Annotated in this window: 15 protein-coding genes; 9 read left to right on the forward strand and 6 right to left on the reverse strand. The window is 73.3% G+C overall.

Features of this window, described 5'->3' with window-relative positions:
• Positions 1 to 138 precede the first annotated feature (138 nt).
• Positions 139 to 516 carry a nuclear transport factor 2 family protein gene (locus tag ACFW6B_RS37125; protein WP_386603523.1) on the reverse strand — a complete coding sequence of 126 codons (378 nt, stop codon included), beginning with the start codon at positions 514 to 516 and terminating at the stop codon, positions 139 to 141.
• Positions 517 to 882: 366 nt separating this feature from the next.
• Between ACFW6B_RS37125 and ACFW6B_RS37130 the strand changes: the two genes are divergently transcribed.
• From ACFW6B_RS37130 to ACFW6B_RS37145, 4 genes are all read left to right on the forward strand, one after another.
• On the forward strand, positions 883 to 1293 hold the full coding sequence (locus tag ACFW6B_RS37130) for a hypothetical protein (protein WP_386603525.1): 411 nt from the start codon (positions 883 to 885) through the stop codon (positions 1291 to 1293).
• 70 nt (positions 1294 to 1363) lie between these two features.
• Positions 1364 to 3706 carry an FHA domain-containing protein gene (locus ACFW6B_RS37135; RefSeq protein ID WP_386603526.1) on the forward strand — a complete coding sequence of 781 codons (2343 nt, stop codon included), beginning with the start codon at positions 1364 to 1366 and terminating at the stop codon, positions 3704 to 3706.
• Between the two features lie 6 nt (positions 3707 to 3712).
• Positions 3713 to 4462 carry a hypothetical protein gene (locus ACFW6B_RS37140; RefSeq protein ID WP_386603528.1) on the forward strand — a complete coding sequence of 250 codons (750 nt, stop codon included), beginning with the start codon at positions 3713 to 3715 and terminating at the stop codon, positions 4460 to 4462.
• A 34-nt stretch (positions 4463 to 4496) separates the two neighbouring features.
• A complete protein-coding gene (locus ACFW6B_RS37145) occupies positions 4497 to 5495 on the forward strand; it encodes a serine/threonine-protein kinase (RefSeq protein WP_386603530.1) in 999 nt (332 codons plus the stop codon).
• Between the two features lie 17 nt (positions 5496 to 5512).
• On the opposite strand, the gene ACFW6B_RS37150 is transcribed toward ACFW6B_RS37145, so the two are convergent.
• On the reverse strand, positions 5513 to 6808 hold the full coding sequence (locus ACFW6B_RS37150) for a streptophobe family protein (RefSeq protein ID WP_386603532.1): 1296 nt from the start codon (positions 6806 to 6808) through the stop codon (positions 5513 to 5515).
• A 164-nt stretch (positions 6809 to 6972) separates the two neighbouring features.
• Between ACFW6B_RS37150 and ACFW6B_RS37155 the strand changes: the two genes are divergently transcribed.
• The gene (locus tag ACFW6B_RS37155; RefSeq protein WP_386603534.1) at positions 6973 to 8328 is read left to right on the forward strand and encodes a DUF6777 domain-containing protein; all 1356 of its coding nucleotides are present in this window, start codon (positions 6973 to 6975) and stop codon (positions 8326 to 8328) included.
• 119 nt (positions 8329 to 8447) lie between these two features.
• Positions 8448 to 8933, forward strand: coding sequence for a helix-turn-helix domain-containing protein (locus ACFW6B_RS37160; protein ID WP_386603536.1), 486 nt, complete (start codon positions 8448 to 8450; stop codon positions 8931 to 8933).
• A 59-nt stretch (positions 8934 to 8992) separates the two neighbouring features.
• On the opposite strand, the gene ACFW6B_RS37165 is transcribed toward ACFW6B_RS37160, so the two are convergent.
• Together ACFW6B_RS37165 and ACFW6B_RS37170 are read right to left on the reverse strand one after the other, a co-directional pair.
• Positions 8993 to 9595 carry a ClpP family protease gene (locus tag ACFW6B_RS37165; protein WP_386603537.1) on the reverse strand — a complete coding sequence of 201 codons (603 nt, stop codon included), beginning with the start codon at positions 9593 to 9595 and terminating at the stop codon, positions 8993 to 8995.
• A 1-nt stretch (position 9596) separates the two neighbouring features.
• Positions 9597 to 10250 carry a ClpP family protease gene (locus ACFW6B_RS37170; RefSeq protein WP_386603539.1) on the reverse strand — a complete coding sequence of 218 codons (654 nt, stop codon included), beginning with the start codon at positions 10248 to 10250 and terminating at the stop codon, positions 9597 to 9599.
• A 237-nt stretch (positions 10251 to 10487) separates the two neighbouring features.
• Between ACFW6B_RS37170 and ACFW6B_RS37175 the strand changes: the two genes are divergently transcribed.
• The gene (locus tag ACFW6B_RS37175) at positions 10488 to 10970 is read left to right on the forward strand and encodes a VOC family protein (RefSeq protein ID WP_386603541.1); all 483 of its coding nucleotides are present in this window, start codon (positions 10488 to 10490) and stop codon (positions 10968 to 10970) included.
• A gap of 86 nt (positions 10971 to 11056) precedes the next feature.
• Here ACFW6B_RS37175 and ACFW6B_RS37180 read toward each other — a convergent pair whose 3' ends face one another.
• Both ACFW6B_RS37180 and ACFW6B_RS37185 read right to left on the reverse strand, forming a co-directional pair.
• Positions 11057 to 12280, reverse strand: a complete 1224-nt coding sequence (locus ACFW6B_RS37180; RefSeq protein WP_386603543.1) for a PP2C family protein-serine/threonine phosphatase — start codon at positions 12278 to 12280, stop codon at positions 11057 to 11059.
• Positions 12281 to 12341: 61 nt separating this feature from the next.
• Positions 12342 to 13358: a zinc-binding alcohol dehydrogenase family protein gene (locus ACFW6B_RS37185; RefSeq protein WP_386603620.1), complete on the reverse strand. Its 1017-nt coding sequence runs from the start codon at positions 13356 to 13358 to the stop codon at positions 12342 to 12344.
• A 140-nt stretch (positions 13359 to 13498) separates the two neighbouring features.
• On the opposite strand from ACFW6B_RS37185, the gene ACFW6B_RS37190 reads away from it, so the two are divergent.
• Together ACFW6B_RS37190 and ACFW6B_RS37195 are read left to right on the forward strand one after the other, a co-directional pair.
• Entirely contained in the window at positions 13499 to 14296 is a 798-nt protein-coding gene (locus tag ACFW6B_RS37190) for a VOC family protein (protein WP_386603545.1), read from the forward strand.
• Between the two features lie 126 nt (positions 14297 to 14422).
• Positions 14423 to 15115 (forward strand): ribonuclease H, encoded by a 693-nt coding sequence (locus ACFW6B_RS37195; protein WP_386603547.1) that lies wholly within the window; start codon positions 14423 to 14425, stop codon positions 15113 to 15115.
• Positions 15116 to 15170 lie beyond the last annotated feature (55 nt).

Raw genomic sequence — 15170 nt, forward strand, 5'->3', positions numbered from 1 at the left:
ACCTGGCCAGTCACGGCGCCCCACCGCGCCCGGCGCTGCGGGGCGGCCTGGCCCGTCGGCCTGCCCGCCGGGCGGGGCCGGGCCGCGAACGCGGGGCCCCGGGGGGGGGGCCCCCGCGCCGGGGACCCCGGGGTGTCGTCAGGCCGGGACGCGGTCCAGGAATCCGTACACGCTCCGGATCCGGCCCTCGTCGTCCAGGACGATCACGTCGAAGCCCGCGACGGGCGCCGAGCCGTCCGCCTCGGCGACCATCTCCCAGCCGAAGCGGGCGGTGTCGTGGTGGCCGTCGACCGTGCCGAGCGGGCGGACGGTGAAGCCGGGGAACCGCTCGTGGACCGAGGCGATCATGGCCGCGACCTGCTCGTGCCCGCGGGCGTCGGTGAACGGGTCGGTGAACGTGCAGTCCGGGGTCCAGGCGGCGGCCACCGCTTTCGTCAGCGTGTCCGGCCCGCCCGCGTTCCAGGCCTCGAAGTAGCGGGCGACGGCGGTCTCGTAGCGGTCGGTGTTCTCGGACATGGTGAACCAGCCTCCATCGGGAAACGTATCCATGGTCAAGGCCCGTGTCCCGGGCCGGTGTCCGGCTCCGGGACGCGATACGCCAACCCTGCCGGGAGCCGTGCGGAGCGTCGATTACCCCGCGGGTAATGCGGGATCCGGGGCGGGCCGGCGAACGGGGAAGCCGTTCGTGCCGTTTCGGCCACACGCGGCGATGAATATGCCAGGAGACTGGCTGAATTCACATGGTGACAGTGTGTCAGTAGTGGCGATACTCAATCAGTAGGGCAATTCAGCCAAGCCCGTGCAATTGCACGGAGCATCGCCCAAGAGCCGCAGGGAAAGCGAGGCCGGACCGGCGACGAGCGACGCCAATGGGGGAAGATCGTGCACGACGAATTCCTGTGCCATGTCACCGCGTACGGGATGTGCGGCGGCCGGCGGGTCGGCGTGCCCCTCGGCACCTATCGCGCGCCGACCCTGGCGCTGGCCCTGTGGTGGATGCGCGACCGTGCCGCCTGGATGGCGGAGCGGCTCGATCCGCAGCCCGAGGACCCCGTCTTCCCGCCCAACTCCATCGCGCCCGTGGGCGACGGTGTTCCCGACGTCCCGGCGATGCTGCGCGCGTGGTGCGGTGACTCCGAGCAACAGGAGCTGGTGGCCGAGGAGTTGGCGGCGGGCAAACTCGTCCGCGTCTCCACCAGTGACGACACCACCGAGTACGAGCTGCTCGCGGAATCCGTTGACGCGCTGCGCATGCACCGCACCGCCGCGGTGCTGGGGACCTCCGCCGCCTGACCGCTCGCACGCGCTCCGGCCGCCGGGCGCTGCTCAGGCGCGCGAAGGGGCGAATCGTTAGAATTCTGGCATGGCAGACAGGCCGGTCGCGGCGACTGCACCCGAGCTCGTCCTCGAAACCGAGACGGGCTCGACGGTCATGAGTCCGAACCACGATTACCACGTCGGGCGCGATCCGCTGTGCGACATCGTGATCGACGACGTCCGGGTCTCGTGGCACCACGCGGTGCTGCGGCCCCATACCGACCACTGGACGCTCGAGGACGAGAACAGCACGAACGGCACGTACGCCGACGGCCGCCGCGTCCACGAATGGGGGGTCGGACCCGGCAGCGTGATCCGCTTCGGGAGCCCCGCCGACGGCCCGCGCGCCGTCCTCGTCCGCCGTCCGCCGCCCGCCGCGGAGCGCCCCTCGGCCGTCTCCGCGCCGGCCGCCACCGGCACCTTCAGACAGCCGACCACCGTACGGCCGCTGCCCTCGCGCACCGTCCGCATCGGCCGCGCCCCCGACAACGACCTCGTCGTCGACGACCTGATCGTCTCCCGCAACCACGCCGAACTGCTGGCCAGGCCCGACGGGACGTACGAGATCGTCGACCTCGGCAGCCACAACGGCACGTTCCTCAACGGCCAGCCCGTCGAACGGGCCCTGGTCACACCGGGTGACATCGTCGGCATCGGGCACTCCGCGTTCTGCCTCGTCGGCGACCAGCTCCAGGAGTACGTGGACAGCGGCGAGGTCTCCCTCGACGTGCAGGACCTCACCGTCGAGGTCGACCGCGGCCGCAAGCGGCTGCTGGACGAGGTGTCGTTTCCCGTCGGCGAGAAATGTCTGCTCGCCGTCGTCGGCCCGAGCGGCGCGGGGAAGTCCACGCTCCTGAACGCCCTCACCGGACAGCGGCCCGCCGACCACGGCACGGTGCTCTACGACGGCCGCGACCTCTACCGCGACTACGCCGAGCTGCGCCAGCGCATCGGCCTCGTCCCGCAGGACGACATCCTGCACGCCCAGCTCACCGTCCGCCGGGCGCTCACCTACGCCGCCGAACTGCGCTTCCCGCAGGACACCGCCAAGGCGGAGCGCCGGGCGCGGGTGGACGAGGTGATCGGCGAACTGGGCCTGGAGCAGCGCGCCGACCAGCCCATCCACAGCCTGTCCGGCGGACAGCGCAAGCGCGTCAGCGTGGCCCTGGAACTGCTCACCAAACCGTCCCTGCTCTTCCTGGACGAGCCGACCTCCGGACTCGACCCGGGCATGGACCGCTCGGTGATGCACATGCTGCGCGGCCTCGCCGACGACGGCCGCACCGTCATCGTGGTCACCCACAGCGTGCTCAGCCTGGACGTCTGCGACCGGCTCCTCGTCCTCGCACCCGGCGGCAAGGTCGCCTACTACGGACCGCCCGACGACACCCTGCCCTTCTTCGGGTACCGGCAGTGGCCCGAGGCGTTCGAGGCGTTCGAGCGCGACAAGGACCGCGACTGGGCGGGGGAGTACGCGGACTCGCCGTTCCACCGTCAGTACATCGACAAGTCGACCTCGCAGCCGAGGATGCCGGACGCGGCCACCGGAGCCCTCGTCGGGCCGCCCCCGAAGGCCCAGAGCTGGGGCTCCCAGCTCCGCACCCTGGTCCGCCGCTACGCGGCCGCGCTCGGGGCGGACCGGACCTTCCTCGCCATCATGATCGCCCTGCCGTTCGTGATGGGCGTGATGGCGCGGGCGCTGGCGGGCGGCGAACTGACCCAGGAGACGGCGATGAACGCGCTGCTCATCCTGTGCGTCGGCGGCGTGCTGACCGGAGCGGCCAACGCCGTGCGCGAACTCGTCAAGGAACGGACGATCTACCAGCGGGAACGGGCGGTCGGCCTGTCCAGATCGGCGTACCTGATGTCCAAGGTCGTCGTCCTCGGCACGATCACCGTGCTCCAGGCCGTCGTGCTCACCCTCGTCGCCCTGTTCGGCGTCGACCTCAACGCCCCGGGCGGCGAAGGCGTCCTCATGCCACCGCTGCTGGAGATCACCCTGGCCGTGGCCCTGCTGGCCTTCACCGCGATGATGCTCGGCCTCCTCGTCTCCGCCCTGGTGCGCAAGGAGGAGGTGACGATGCCGCTGCTGGTGCTGCTGGCCATCGTCCAGGTGGTGTTCTGCGGGGCCCTGCTGAAACTGCACGGTGTGCCCGGCCTCGAACAGCTCTCCTGGCTGGTGCCCTCCCGCTGGGCCCTCGGCGCGATGGCCGGGACCATCGGGCTCGCCCGGATCGTGCCCGGCGAACTGACCGGCGACCCTATGTTCCGGCATTCCACCAGTGCGTGGCTGATCAACATGGGCATGCTCGTCGTGCTCTCCGTCGTCTTCGGCTGGCTGGTGGCCCGGCTGCTGCGACGGCACGAGCCCGCGGTCATGCGGAAGTAGCCGCCGATGACGAGCCCCGGTTTCCGCCCGACGCACGTCGTTCCGCAGGACGGGCTGCCCGCGTGGGAGTCGCCGGACCCGTCCCGGCCGACCGTGCCCCTGGACGCGCTCCTGCCGGTCGAACTCGTCGACCGGCTCGGGGACTGGGGGCGGGTCGTGTGCGCGAACGGCTGGTCGGCCTGGGTCGACGGCCGCCTGCTGGTCGCCGTGCCGCAGGTACCGCCCGCGGCGACCCGTCCGCTCGCCCGCACGGCCGATCCGCGCCCCCTGCTGGCCCGCGTCGAGCAGGCACTCACCGAGTACCGGCGGGCGGCCGAGGAACTGGCGTCCGGACGGCTGGAGTCCGAGGCCTTCCGGGCCCGGACGCAGGGCAGCAGGATCGGTGTGGTCGTCGACGGCGAGTCGCTGTGGCTGTACGACGGCGGGCACGAGCGGTGGGTGTACTGCGACGGAACGCGGCTGAGCACCTTCGCGGCCGAGCGCACCCCCTCGGCCACGCCCCGCGGGACGACGTACCGGCCCCCGGAACCGGCCCCGTCGTGGGAGCCGGGCCCGGAGCGGGAGGAGTCCGGGGTGCCGGGCCGGTCCGGGCCCCCGGACCGGCCGCAGGAGCCGGACAGGGAGCGCGGCCGCGGGACGGAACCGACGCGGATCGTGCGGGAATCCGCCCCCGGCGGGCCCCCCGCGGGGCCTCCCGGCGGACACGAGCCCACCCGCCTGGTCACCTTCGAGGACGAGGACCGGGGCGAGGACTGATGCACGGCACGGGGCGCGGCGGGGGTGACGGCTGATGGACGGGACGTCCGGGCGGGACACCAGCCTGTTCTCGGGGCGGCCCTCCGACCTGATCGGACGGCAGATCGCCGGCTACCGGATCGAGCGGGAGATCGGCCGGGGCGGGATGGCCGTCGTCTACCAGGCCAAGGACCTGCGTCTGGACCGCACGGTCGCCCTCAAACTGCTCGCCCCGGAACTCGCCCGCAACGACACCTTCCGCGGCCGCTTCACCCACGAGTCACGGGTCGCCGCCGCGATCGACCACCCGCACATCGTGCCCGTGTTCGAGGCGGGGGAGACGGACGGCGTCCTCTACATCGCCATGCGGTACGTCGCCGGCCGCGACCTGCGCCATCTCCTCGACCGCGAGGGCCCGCTGACGGTCACCGTGGCCGCCCGGATCGGCATCCAGGTCGCCTCCGCGCTCGACGCGGCCCACGACCACGGCCTGGTGCACCGGGACGTGAAGCCCGGCAACATCCTGGTGGCCCAGGGCACCGACAGCGACCATCCCGAACACGTCTACCTCACGGACTTCGGACTGACCAAGAAGTCCCTGTCGCTGACAGGGTTCACGAGCGTCGGACAGTTCGTGGGCACCCTCGACTACGTGGCGCCGGAGCAGATCTCCGGCAAGCCGGTCGACGGGCGCTGCGACGTCTACAGCCTCGGCTGTGTCGTCTACGAGACGATGGCCGGCCGCCCGCCCTTCCAGCGCGACGACGACATGGCACTGCTGTGGGCCCACCAGTACGACCAGCCCCCGGCCCTGACCAGCGTCCGCCCCGGTATCCCGGACGGGGTCGACGCCGTTCTCGCGAAGGCGCTCTCCAAGAGCCCCGACGACCGGTACGACTCGTGCCTGGCCTTCGTCAGCGCGCTGCGGATCGCGGCGCGCGGACCGGCGAGCGGGAGCGGCACCGGGCCGGACAGCGGGGCCGGGGCCGTCCCGGGCGGCCCGGGGCCCGTGCCGGAGCCGCCCGCCTGGGCCCGGCCGGTGTTCCGCCACTGAGGCGCCGCCGCCGGCCGTCAGCGTGCGGGACCGGCCTCGCCCCCGCGCCGGACGCCCCGGGCCAGGAGGGCGCCCGCGAAACCGGTGACCAGCCCCCACAGCACGGCCAGACCGAGAGCACCCCACACCTGGGGCTTCAGGAAGAGTTCCCCCTTCAGACCTCCGCCGATGTCACCGAGACCGAGGATCGACAGGCCGTAGTTCGCCGAGACCCGGCCGAGCAGGCAGATCATGAGCACCGTCAGCGCCAGCGCGACCGCCATGCGGACGGCGTGCTGCCAGGCCCGCGTCCGGGCCGGTGAGCGGACCGCCATCAAGAACGCCGCCCCGAGCAGCAGTACGGCGTCGACGGCCACCAGCCACCAGATCCTGCCGTCGTAGTCGGCGAGGGACCCGAGGTTGAGCGCGGACACGTCCGGAGTGCGCAGCACCTCGTCGAGCACATGGGGCATCGGCAGACCGAAGGGCCCGTCCACCCGTCCGTTCCAGGTGGCGCCGAGGCCGATCGTGAACGCGAGCCAGACGACGTTGGGAAGACCGAGGAGCATCACGGCGAAGGTCTCGGCCGGATGCCCGCGGGTCGCCGCCACCACCAGGCCGATGACCACGCCGAGGCCGACACAGGCGAGCAGCAGGACCACCATGGCGTGCGCCGCGGGCCGCACCGACTCCTGGAAGGGCAGCAGCCGGGCGGGGAGCGGCGCGCCGCGCGAGACCAGCAGCGCGATCACGAACACGCCCGCGAGCCACAGCACTCCGAAGAACAGGGTCGGTGCCATGGAAGCCTCGAAACCGACCTCGGGCGTTGCGCCGAACAGGTCGCCGATGGCGCCGATGGTGCCGTCCCCGAGGTCGACCGTGAAGTTCTGGCGGGCCGCGAGCGCCAGCCCGATCAGCACGAGCAGCCACAGCACGGCGAGCCGTCCGGCCCAGCCGGCCAGTTCGGCCGCCCCGGCTACCGCGCGGTGCCGCAGCGGCCGCAGGAATCCCGCCCCGAGCACCAGCGCTCCGGTCAGGGTCACCGACAGCGGGATCACCGTGAGGCCCGCCTTCGTCTCGGCGATGGCCCCCGCGTCGCCGGTGAACTCGACGGTCCCGCCGACCGCCGTGACCAGGGTGGCCGCGACCACCCGCGGATAGGCGTTGTCGGGGAGGTCGGTGGCGCCCGAGGCCCACAGGCCGAGAGCGGCGACCACCGTCATGAGGACCAGACCGGCCAGTACGGCCGCGACCGCCTGGAGCCAGCCGTGACGGGCGGCCGGACGCGCACCGCTGCTGTGGGGCGGCCGGGCGGACGGTGTCTGGGGACTCACGCTGCCACGCTAAGCAGCGCCGGCGCCGTCCGCCCCTCGGGGAGAGGCGGACGCGTCGGCTTGCGGGCACCCGCGGAGCGGGGCACACAATGGGTTGATCCTGGAACAAAGCGGCGCGAAAGCCACTCGGACGCCGCCGCATCCCTCCACCGGGAGAAGAGCTCGTGAGCGTCGAACCGCCGTCCTCCGACCGCCCCACCGGACCGCCTTCGGGCCCGCTGTCGGGCCCGACCCGGCCGAGCCCGACCCAGCCCGTCGGCCGCCCGCCCGCCGGACCGCCCAGTGGCGCGTCCGGGGAGGGGAGCGGAGCCGGCGGACCGGGGAGCGGCGGTCCGCGCTGGGGTGTCGGGGGCGGAGGTGGCACGGGTCCCGAGGGACCCGGCGGCGGAGCCGGCGGTCCGGGCGGCGGACCCGAGCGGCCCTGGTGGCGGTCGGCGCCGCGGGTCGCGCTGATCACCGGGGTCGTGGCGGCGGCGGTGATCCTGGGGCTGGTCTTCACCAACACCGGCGGCGGGGCCAAGAACACCGGCAGCGAGGTCTTCCTGCAGGCCGCGGACAAGACGGGGCCCGACCCGTTCACCGAGTCGACCGCCAACGACAGTTCCATCGAGCCGCAGACCCCCGCGGCACCGGCCTCCTCGGCGCCCGCCAACGAGACCCGCGCCTTCAGCGGCAACGCCCCCGGCCTCTACGGCGGCACCCGCAACGTGTCGAGCTGCGACGTCGAGAAGCAGATCAGCGCGCTCAAGGCGGACCCCGCGAAGAACAAGGCCTTCGCCTCGGTCGAGGGCGTCCAGCCGAACGCGGTCCCCGCCTATCTGCGCTCCCTGACCCCCGTACAGCTGCGTCTGGACACCCGCGTCACCAACCACGGCTACCGCAACGGCGCCGCCACCAGCTACCAGGCGGTCCTCCAGGCCGGTACCGCCGTCCTCGTGGACTCCCGGGGCGTGCCCCGGGTGCGCTGCGCCTGCGGCAACCCGCTGCTCGAACCGGTGCCGCAGAAGGGCACCCCCCAGCCGACGGGCGACTCGTGGCCCTCGTACCGTCCGCAGAACGTCGTGGCCGTCGCGCCCTCGACGACGGTCGTCGAGGTGTTCGTCCTGTACGACCCCGAGAGCGACGAGTGGATCGCCCGGCACCGGGGCGACGACGTGGACAAGGACAAGAAGACGCGCCCGCCGGTGAAGCCCTCGCCGTCGGTCAGCGAATCGGGCTCCGCGTCGCCGTGCGCCTCGCCCGGCGAGAAGCGGCCGGGCTCGGAGAGCCCGTGCCCCTCGACCTCGTCCTCGTCCTCGTCCTCGACCTCGCCGTCGTCCGAGAGCTCGTCCCCGTCGTCCTCCTCCGAACCGTCCTCCTCCGAACCGCCCTCCTCCCCGCCGCCGCCGTCCTCCGAACCGGAGAGTTCCTCCAACGAACCCCCGTCGTCCGAGTCGGTGGCGCCCCCGTCGTCCGGTTCGGCCTCCGCGGACCTGACGTCGCAGTCGGCGGCCTCCTCCGCAGGTTCCCCCGGACTCTGAGGGGGCGTCACCGTGCCGGCGGGCGAGGAGCGGTGAGCCGGTCCGGCCGGTCCGGCCGCTTCACCGAGAGCGGAACGCCGTTCCCTTCCCGTACGGCCCCGCGCTCCTAGGCTGAAGGGGTGAGCGACCACGTGACGAACGAAGCCCGCGTCATCCCCCTGCGCCCGGCGGCGCCTGAGCAGTCCCGGACGCCACCGGTGGCCGACGCCCCGGCCCGGGCCGGGCGCCCACCGGTCCTCGTGCCGCGCCGGGCACCCGCGGCCCCCGCCCCTCCCGGCCCCGCGGCCAGGGAACCGCTGTGGCGCGACCTGGTCGGCGATGTCCTGCGGCGCGAGCGACTGGCCCAGGAACGCACGCTCAAGGACGTGGCCGACGCCGCCAGGATCTCCATGCCCTACCTCTCCGAGGTGGAGCGGGGGCGCAAGGAGGCATCCTCCGAGGTCCTCGCCGCAGCCGCGCGCGCCCTCGGTCTCGGTCTGACCGAACTGCTGTCGCTCGCCCAGCGGGAACTGACCCGGCACACCCGTGCCGAGTCCGTCCGGAGCCGCTCGGCCTCGGCCCCGTCGTCGGCCTCGCGGTACGACGGCATGTGTCTCGCCGCCTGACGGGGGCGCGCACGGGGCATCACCGTCCGGCCCCGGCCCGCCCCCCCGGGCGGGCCGGGTCAGAGCACGGCGAGCCGACGGCTCAGGATCTCGTCCGCGAGCCCGTACTCCACCGCTTCCCGCGCGGTGAAGACCTTGTCGCGGTCCATGTCCGCGCGCAGGGTGGTGACGTCGTGACGGGTGTGCCGGGACAGCACCTCCTCGACCTGCGAGCGGATCCGCATCATCTCCTTGGCCTGGAGGCTGAGGTCCGACACCGTGCCCTGACGGCCCCCGCTGGCCGGCTGGCCGAGCAGCACGCGCGCGTGTTCCAGGACGAACCGCCGCCCGGGATCGCCCCCGGCGAGCAGCACCGCGGCGGTGGAGGCGGCCTGCCCGACGCAGAACGTCGAGATCGGCGCCTGCACGAAGGTCATCGTGTCGTAGATGGCCATCAGCGAGGTGAACGAGCCGCCGGGCGAGTTGATGTAGATCGAGATCTCGCTCTCCGGGCCCGCCGACTCCAGATGGAGGAGCTGCGCGATGACGACGTTGGCGACGCCGTCGTCGATCTCCGTGCCGAGGAAGATGATCCGTTCGGAGAGCAGCCGGCTGAAGACGTCGTACGAGCGCTCGCCCTGCGGGGTCCGCTCGACGACGTTCGGAATCGTGTACGTACCCATGTCAGAGCCCCGCCCGTCGCCGTGACGCGGCCGGGCGGACGTCGTCGAGCGACTCCACCACCCGGTCCACCATGCCGTACTCCCTGGCCTGTTCCGCGGTGAACCAGCGGTCGCGGTCACCGTCCCTGGAGATCGTCTCCTCGCTCTGGCCGGTGTGCTCCGCGGTGATCCGCTCGACGGCCCGCTTGGTGAACTCGAGGTTCTGCGCCTGGATCTCGATGTCGGCGGTGGTGCCGCCGATGCCGGCGGACGGCTGGTGCATCATGATCCGCGCGTTCGGCAGCGCGAAGCGCTTGCCGCGCGTGCCCACGGTGAGCAGGAACTGCCCCATGCTCGCGGCGAATCCCATCGCGAGGGTGGAGACGTCGTTGGGGATCAGCCGCATGGTGTCGTAGACGGCGAGCCCGGCGGTCACCGAACCGCCCGGGCTGTTGATGTAGAGGCTGATGTCGGCTCGCGGGTCCTCGGCGGACAGCAGGAGCAGTTGCGCGCACACCCGGTTCGCCGAGACCTCGTCGACCTGGGTGCCCAGGAAGACGATCCGCCGGCCGAGCAACTGCGCGGCGAGGTGGTCGTCGTAGCGGGTCGCCCGGGTGTCGCCCTCCTCGGCCCGGGGTGCGTGGGCCGGGTGCCAGCCGGTGGTGAGGGGAGTCATGGTTCCTCCTGGACGTGGTGCGGCGGATGTCGCCGCTGACCCCACTCTCGGCCCGGCGCCGGTGCCGGAGCGGATTTCTCGGCCCGTGGCAGATTCGCTGCCGGCAGAGCCGGAAAGCACCCGCGGCCGTGTTCCCGCGGGGCTTGGGACGGCGGGTTCGTGAGCGCGCGGCCGATGAGTTTTCGGACGAGGATCGGTCGACAGAGGTGACGACGTTTTCCGCCCGAGGAGGTACACATGCCCGCCGACGGTTTCACCACCTGTCTGTGGTTCGACGGCCAGGCCGAGGAGGCCGCCCACTACTACGTCTCGATCTTCAAGAACTCCCGGCTCGGCCGGGTCGGCCGCTACACCGAGGCCGGGCCCGGGACCCCCGGTTCCGTGCTGGCCGTCGAGTTCGTGGCCAACGGCCAGAAGTTCGTCGCGGTCAACGGAGGCCCGCAGTTCACGTTCGACGAGGCGATCTCGTTCCAGATCCACTGCTACGGCCAGGAGGAGGTGGACCACTACTGGAACAGGTTCGTCGAGGACGGGGGCGAGGCGGGTCCCTGCGGCTGGCTGAAGGACAAGTACGGACTGTCCTGGCAGGTCGTTCCGGACGGACTCATCGACCTGCTCGGCGACGCGGACACGGAGAAGGCCGCCCGCACGGCCCAGGCGATGTACAGGATGACCAAGCTGGACATGGCGGCCCTGGAGAAGGCGCACGCGGGCGAGTGACCGGCGACCGCCGCCCTCCGGCCGGGACGGGGTCCCCGTCCCGGCCGGAGGAACCGGGACGCCGGGCGCGAGGGGGCCGAGGCGCCTCAGGTCGGATGGCCACGCGGGCGGATCCGGGCCGCCAGCACCGCCACGTCGTCCTCCGCGTGCCCGGCGTCGAGCGCGGCCAGCGCCTCGTCGAGCAGGTCGCCGACCCCGGCACCCGGCGGGAGCCGCAGCGCGGCCAGCCGTGCGAGCGACTCGTCGATGTCCTCGCCGCGGCGCTCCACGAGACCGTCGGTGAACATCACCAGGGTGTCGTCCGGGGAGAGCCCGCGGACCACCTGCTGGTAGCCGCCCACCCCCGTGCCCAGCGGCGGACCCACCGGCAGCGGCAGCAGCTCGCCCGAGCCGTCACCGGCGAACACCACCGGCGGCAGGTGCCCGGCGCCCGCGACCACCGCGATCCCGCGCGCCGGATCGACGCGGACGAGCAGACAGGTGGCCGGGCGCCGGGTGCCGTCCTCGGCGACCGCGGTGTCCAGACGGCTCAGCACCCGGTGCGGCGGAAGGTCCGTGGAGGCGACGTAGCGCAGCATCGAGCGGTACGCGTTCATGTCCACCGCGGCGTCCAGGCCGTGCCCCATCACGTCGCCGACGACCAGCAGGGTCCGCCCGAAGTGCAGTCGTACGGTCTCGAACCAGTCCCCGCCCACCAGGGAACCGCCGCCCGCCGGAAGATAGCGGGTGGCGACCTCCAGGTTCGGATGCGGCCGCCCCGGTGCGGCGAGCAGCGCCCGCTGAAGGTCCAGGACCGTGTCGCGGAGGGCCGCGTGCCTTCGGGAGTGGCCGAGGTGCACGGCCGCGAGACGCGCCGCGCGGTGCGCGCCGGCCACCTCGGCACCGGAGAACGGCGCCCCCCGCCGGACGGCGGGCACCACCCCGTACAGGCGTCCGTGCGCGAGCAGGGGAACGGCCATGACCTGCCGGGGAGTCCGGCCGGACAGGTCGATCGAGGCGGTGATCGGACGGCCCTCGTCCAGCGCCCGGAGGGACAGCGGACGCGGGCCCTTCGGCGGGTCGAGCAGCGGGGTACGGCCGGCCGCGGCCACGCGGGTGAGCTCCGCGTCCGGGGCGCGACGGCCGGCCGCCACGTCCTTCGGCAGCAGGTCCACCGCGGCGGCCTCGCACACGTGCCGGCACAGGAACGCCACGAGTTCCTCGCAGGTCGTCCGTTCGTCGAGCGTCGTGCCGACCGACTCGACGGCGTCGTCCGGGACGTCGGACGGCACCTCCGCGCCCGCCGTCCCGTCACCGCCCCGGCCCGTCATCGCACCTCCACCGCAGCACGCCCCGGGTCCATCCACGCACGGGGGCGGCCCGCCCGCACGCTCAGCCCCGCGGCGGTCGGTCGTTCACCAGTACGGCCGCACCGTCGAAGCGGCCCGCCCGGAGGTCCCGCAGGGCCTGGAGCGCCCGGTCCAGCGGATAGGCGTGCGTCGTCGCGCGGATGCCGTGGCGGGCCGCGAGCGCCAGGAACTCCCGGCCGTCCTCACGCGTGTTGGCGGTGACGCTGCGCAGCTCCTTCTCCTGGAACAGGTCGCTCTCGTAGTGGAGCGGCGGGATGTCGCTCAGATGGATGCCGGCGACGGACAGGACACCTCCCCGGCCGAGTGCCCGCAGGGCGACCGGGACCAGGTCACCGGCCGGCGCGAAGAGGATCGCGCTGTCCAGCGGTTCGGGCGGCTCGTCGTACGCCCCGCCGGCGGACGCCGCCCCGAGCCCGAGCGCCAGCCGTCGCGCGGCCGGATCGCGGGTCAGCACGTGGACGGTGGCGCCCTCGGCGAGCGCGAGCTGCGCGCAGAGGTGGGCGCTGCCGCCGAAGCCGTACAGGCCGAGCCGGCCGCCCGGCGGCAGCGCGGCCCTGCGCAGCGCCCGGTAGCCGATGATGCCCGCGCACAGCAGCGGGGCCAGCGCGATGTCGTCGACGCCCTCGGGCAGCCGGTAGGCGAAGGCGGCCGGTACGGTCGTGTACTCCGCGTAACCGCCGTCGGCGTCCCAGCCGGTGTACTCGGAAGCGGGGCAGAGGTTCTCGGACCCGCGCAGACAGTACGCGCAGGTGCCGTCCGTACGGCGCAGCCAGGCGACCCCCACCCGGTCGCCCGGGGCGAAGCCGCTCACCGCGCCGCCCGTCGCCGCCACCACTCCGACGGCCTCGTGGCCCGGTGTCACACGGGGGCGGTGCACGGGCAGGTCACCCTCGGTGACGTGCAGGTCGGTGCGGCACACCCCGCAGGCGCGCACGTGCACCAGCAGTTCGCCGGGTTCCGGCACCGGCACCGGTCTCCCGGTGAGGCGCAGCGGTTCCCCCTCGACCGGTCCCGGCCGGACCACTTCCCATGCCCGCATCATCCCGCGCCCCGTCCCGTCGACGGTCAGGTCGGCCCACCTCCAGTGTCGTGCGGGACCGGCGGTTCGGCGCGCGGCCCGGGTGAAGGCTGGCTAGCGTGAACAGCGCAATCGTTCATCTGACAGGAGAAGGTCGGGTCATGGCCGTACAGCCTGAAGGAACGCCCTGCTGGGCGGACGCGATGTTCACCGATGTGGAAGGGGCCAAGAGCTTCTACGGGGACGTCCTCGGCTGGACGTTCGGCGAGTCGTCCTCGCAGTACGGGAACTACACCCAGGCCTACTCGGGCGGCAAGGCGGTGGCCGCCGTCGTGCCGCCGATGCCGGGACAGGAGGGCCAGTCCGCCTGGTGTCTGTACCTCGCCTCGCCCGACGCCGCCACGACGGCCGCGAAGATCAGGGACAGGGGCGGCGAGGTGCTGATGGAGCCGATGCAGGTCGGCGAGTTCGGCACCATGGCCCTCGCCCGGGAACCCGGCGGGGCCGTCTTCGGCGTCTGGCAGGCGGGCGCCCACGAGGGCTTCGAGTCGGTCGGTGAGCCCGGCGCGTACGCCTGGGCCGAGGTCTTCACCCGTGAGCCGGAGAAGTCCGACGCGTTCTTCCCGGCCGTCTTCCCCTTCAGGGCCCAGCAGGTGCGCGACGACGCCGTCGACTTCCGCGTCTTCAGCATCGGCGAGGACCCCGTTCTCGGCCGGATGAGGATGACGGAGGACTTCCCGCCCGAGGTGCCGTCGTACGTCAACGTCTACTTCGCCGTCGAGGACTGCGACGAGGCGGTGTCCAAGGCGACCGAGCGCGGTGCCGTCCTGCGCTTCGGGCCGGTGGACAGCCCGTTCGGCCGCTTCGCCGCGCTCAGCGACCCGCAGGGAGCGGCGTTCTCCGTCATCGACATGAAGACGACCCTGGGCGAGATGCCGGAGATGACGGACGTGTCCTGACGCCCGGTGTCCCCGCCCCGCCGGTGACCGGCGGGGCGGGGACGCACAGGAACCGCACGGACCGCACCGGGCCCCGTCGGGGTGCCCGGGTCCGCGCCCGTGCGAGGGTCCCTCGCCGGGCGTGGCATGATCGGGGTCATGCCTGAACGCGTTGTGGCCGCCTGTGACGGGGCTTCGAAGGGAAACCCGGGACCCGCCGGATGGGCCTGGGTCGTCGCCGACGGGGACGAGACCCCGGCCCGCTGGGAGGCGGGCCCGCTGGGCACGGCGACGAACAACGTCGCCGAACTGACAGCGCTGGAACGCCTGTTGACCGCCGTCGCCCCCGATGTGCCGCTGGAGGTCCGGATGGACTCCCAGTACGCGATGAAGGCCGTCACGACCTGGCTGCCGGGCTGGAAGCGCAAGGGCTGGAAGACGGCCGCCGGCAAGCCCGTCGCCAACCAGGAACTGGTCGCCCGGATCGACGAACTGCTCACCGGCCGCACGGTGGAGTTCCGCTACGTCCCCGCCCACCAGGTTGACGGCGACCGTCTGAACGACTTCGCCGACCGCGCCGCCAGCCAGGCCGCGGTGGTGCAGCGGCCCGCGGGCAGCGAGCTCGGGTCCCCGGAGCCGCCCGCCTCTCCCGACACCCCGGCCGCGGGGGCCGCCCGTCGCCGCCCCGCGGCCAGGACCTCCCGGCAGGGCACGGCCGGCCGCACCATCAAGGCCAAGTTCAACGGCCGTTGCGTGTGCGGCCGTTCCTACGCGGCGGGCGAGTCCATCGCCAAGAACGCCCAGGGCTGGGGCCACCCGGAGTGCCGGTCCGAGGCGTAGGGCGGAGCGTCGGGGCGCGGGACGGAGCCCGGCCCGGCGGCGTCGCCCGTTCCCT

Source organism: Streptomyces sp. NPDC058751 (assembly GCF_042746485.1).
GTDB lineage: Bacteria > Actinomycetota > Actinomycetes > Streptomycetales > Streptomycetaceae > Streptomyces.

Coding starts and splice junctions, on each gene's coding strand:
- ACFW6B_RS37125 (WP_386603523.1), bottom strand. CDS start 516: ATGTCCGAGAACACCGACCGCTACGAGACCGCCGTCGCCCGCTACTTC.
- ACFW6B_RS37135 (WP_386603526.1), top strand. CDS start 1,364: ATGGCAGACAGGCCGGTCGCGGCGACTGCACCCGAGCTCGTCCTCGAA.
- ACFW6B_RS37140 (WP_386603528.1), top strand. CDS start 3,713: ATGACGAGCCCCGGTTTCCGCCCGACGCACGTCGTTCCGCAGGACGGG.
- ACFW6B_RS37145 (WP_386603530.1), top strand. CDS start 4,497: ATGGACGGGACGTCCGGGCGGGACACCAGCCTGTTCTCGGGGCGGCCC.
- ACFW6B_RS37165 (WP_386603537.1), bottom strand. CDS start 9,595: ATGGGTACGTACACGATTCCGAACGTCGTCGAGCGGACCCCGCAGGGC.
- ACFW6B_RS37170 (WP_386603539.1), bottom strand. CDS start 10,250: ATGACTCCCCTCACCACCGGCTGGCACCCGGCCCACGCACCCCGGGCC.
- ACFW6B_RS37175 (WP_386603541.1), top strand. CDS start 10,488: ATGCCCGCCGACGGTTTCACCACCTGTCTGTGGTTCGACGGCCAGGCC.
- ACFW6B_RS37180 (WP_386603543.1), bottom strand. CDS start 12,280: ATGACGGGCCGGGGCGGTGACGGGACGGCGGGCGCGGAGGTGCCGTCC.
- ACFW6B_RS37185 (WP_386603620.1), bottom strand. CDS start 13,358: ATGCGGGCATGGGAAGTGGTCCGGCCGGGACCGGTCGAGGGGGAACCG.
- ACFW6B_RS37190 (WP_386603545.1), top strand. CDS start 13,499: ATGGCCGTACAGCCTGAAGGAACGCCCTGCTGGGCGGACGCGATGTTC.
- ACFW6B_RS37195 (WP_386603547.1), top strand. CDS start 14,423: ATGATCGGGGTCATGCCTGAACGCGTTGTGGCCGCCTGTGACGGGGCT.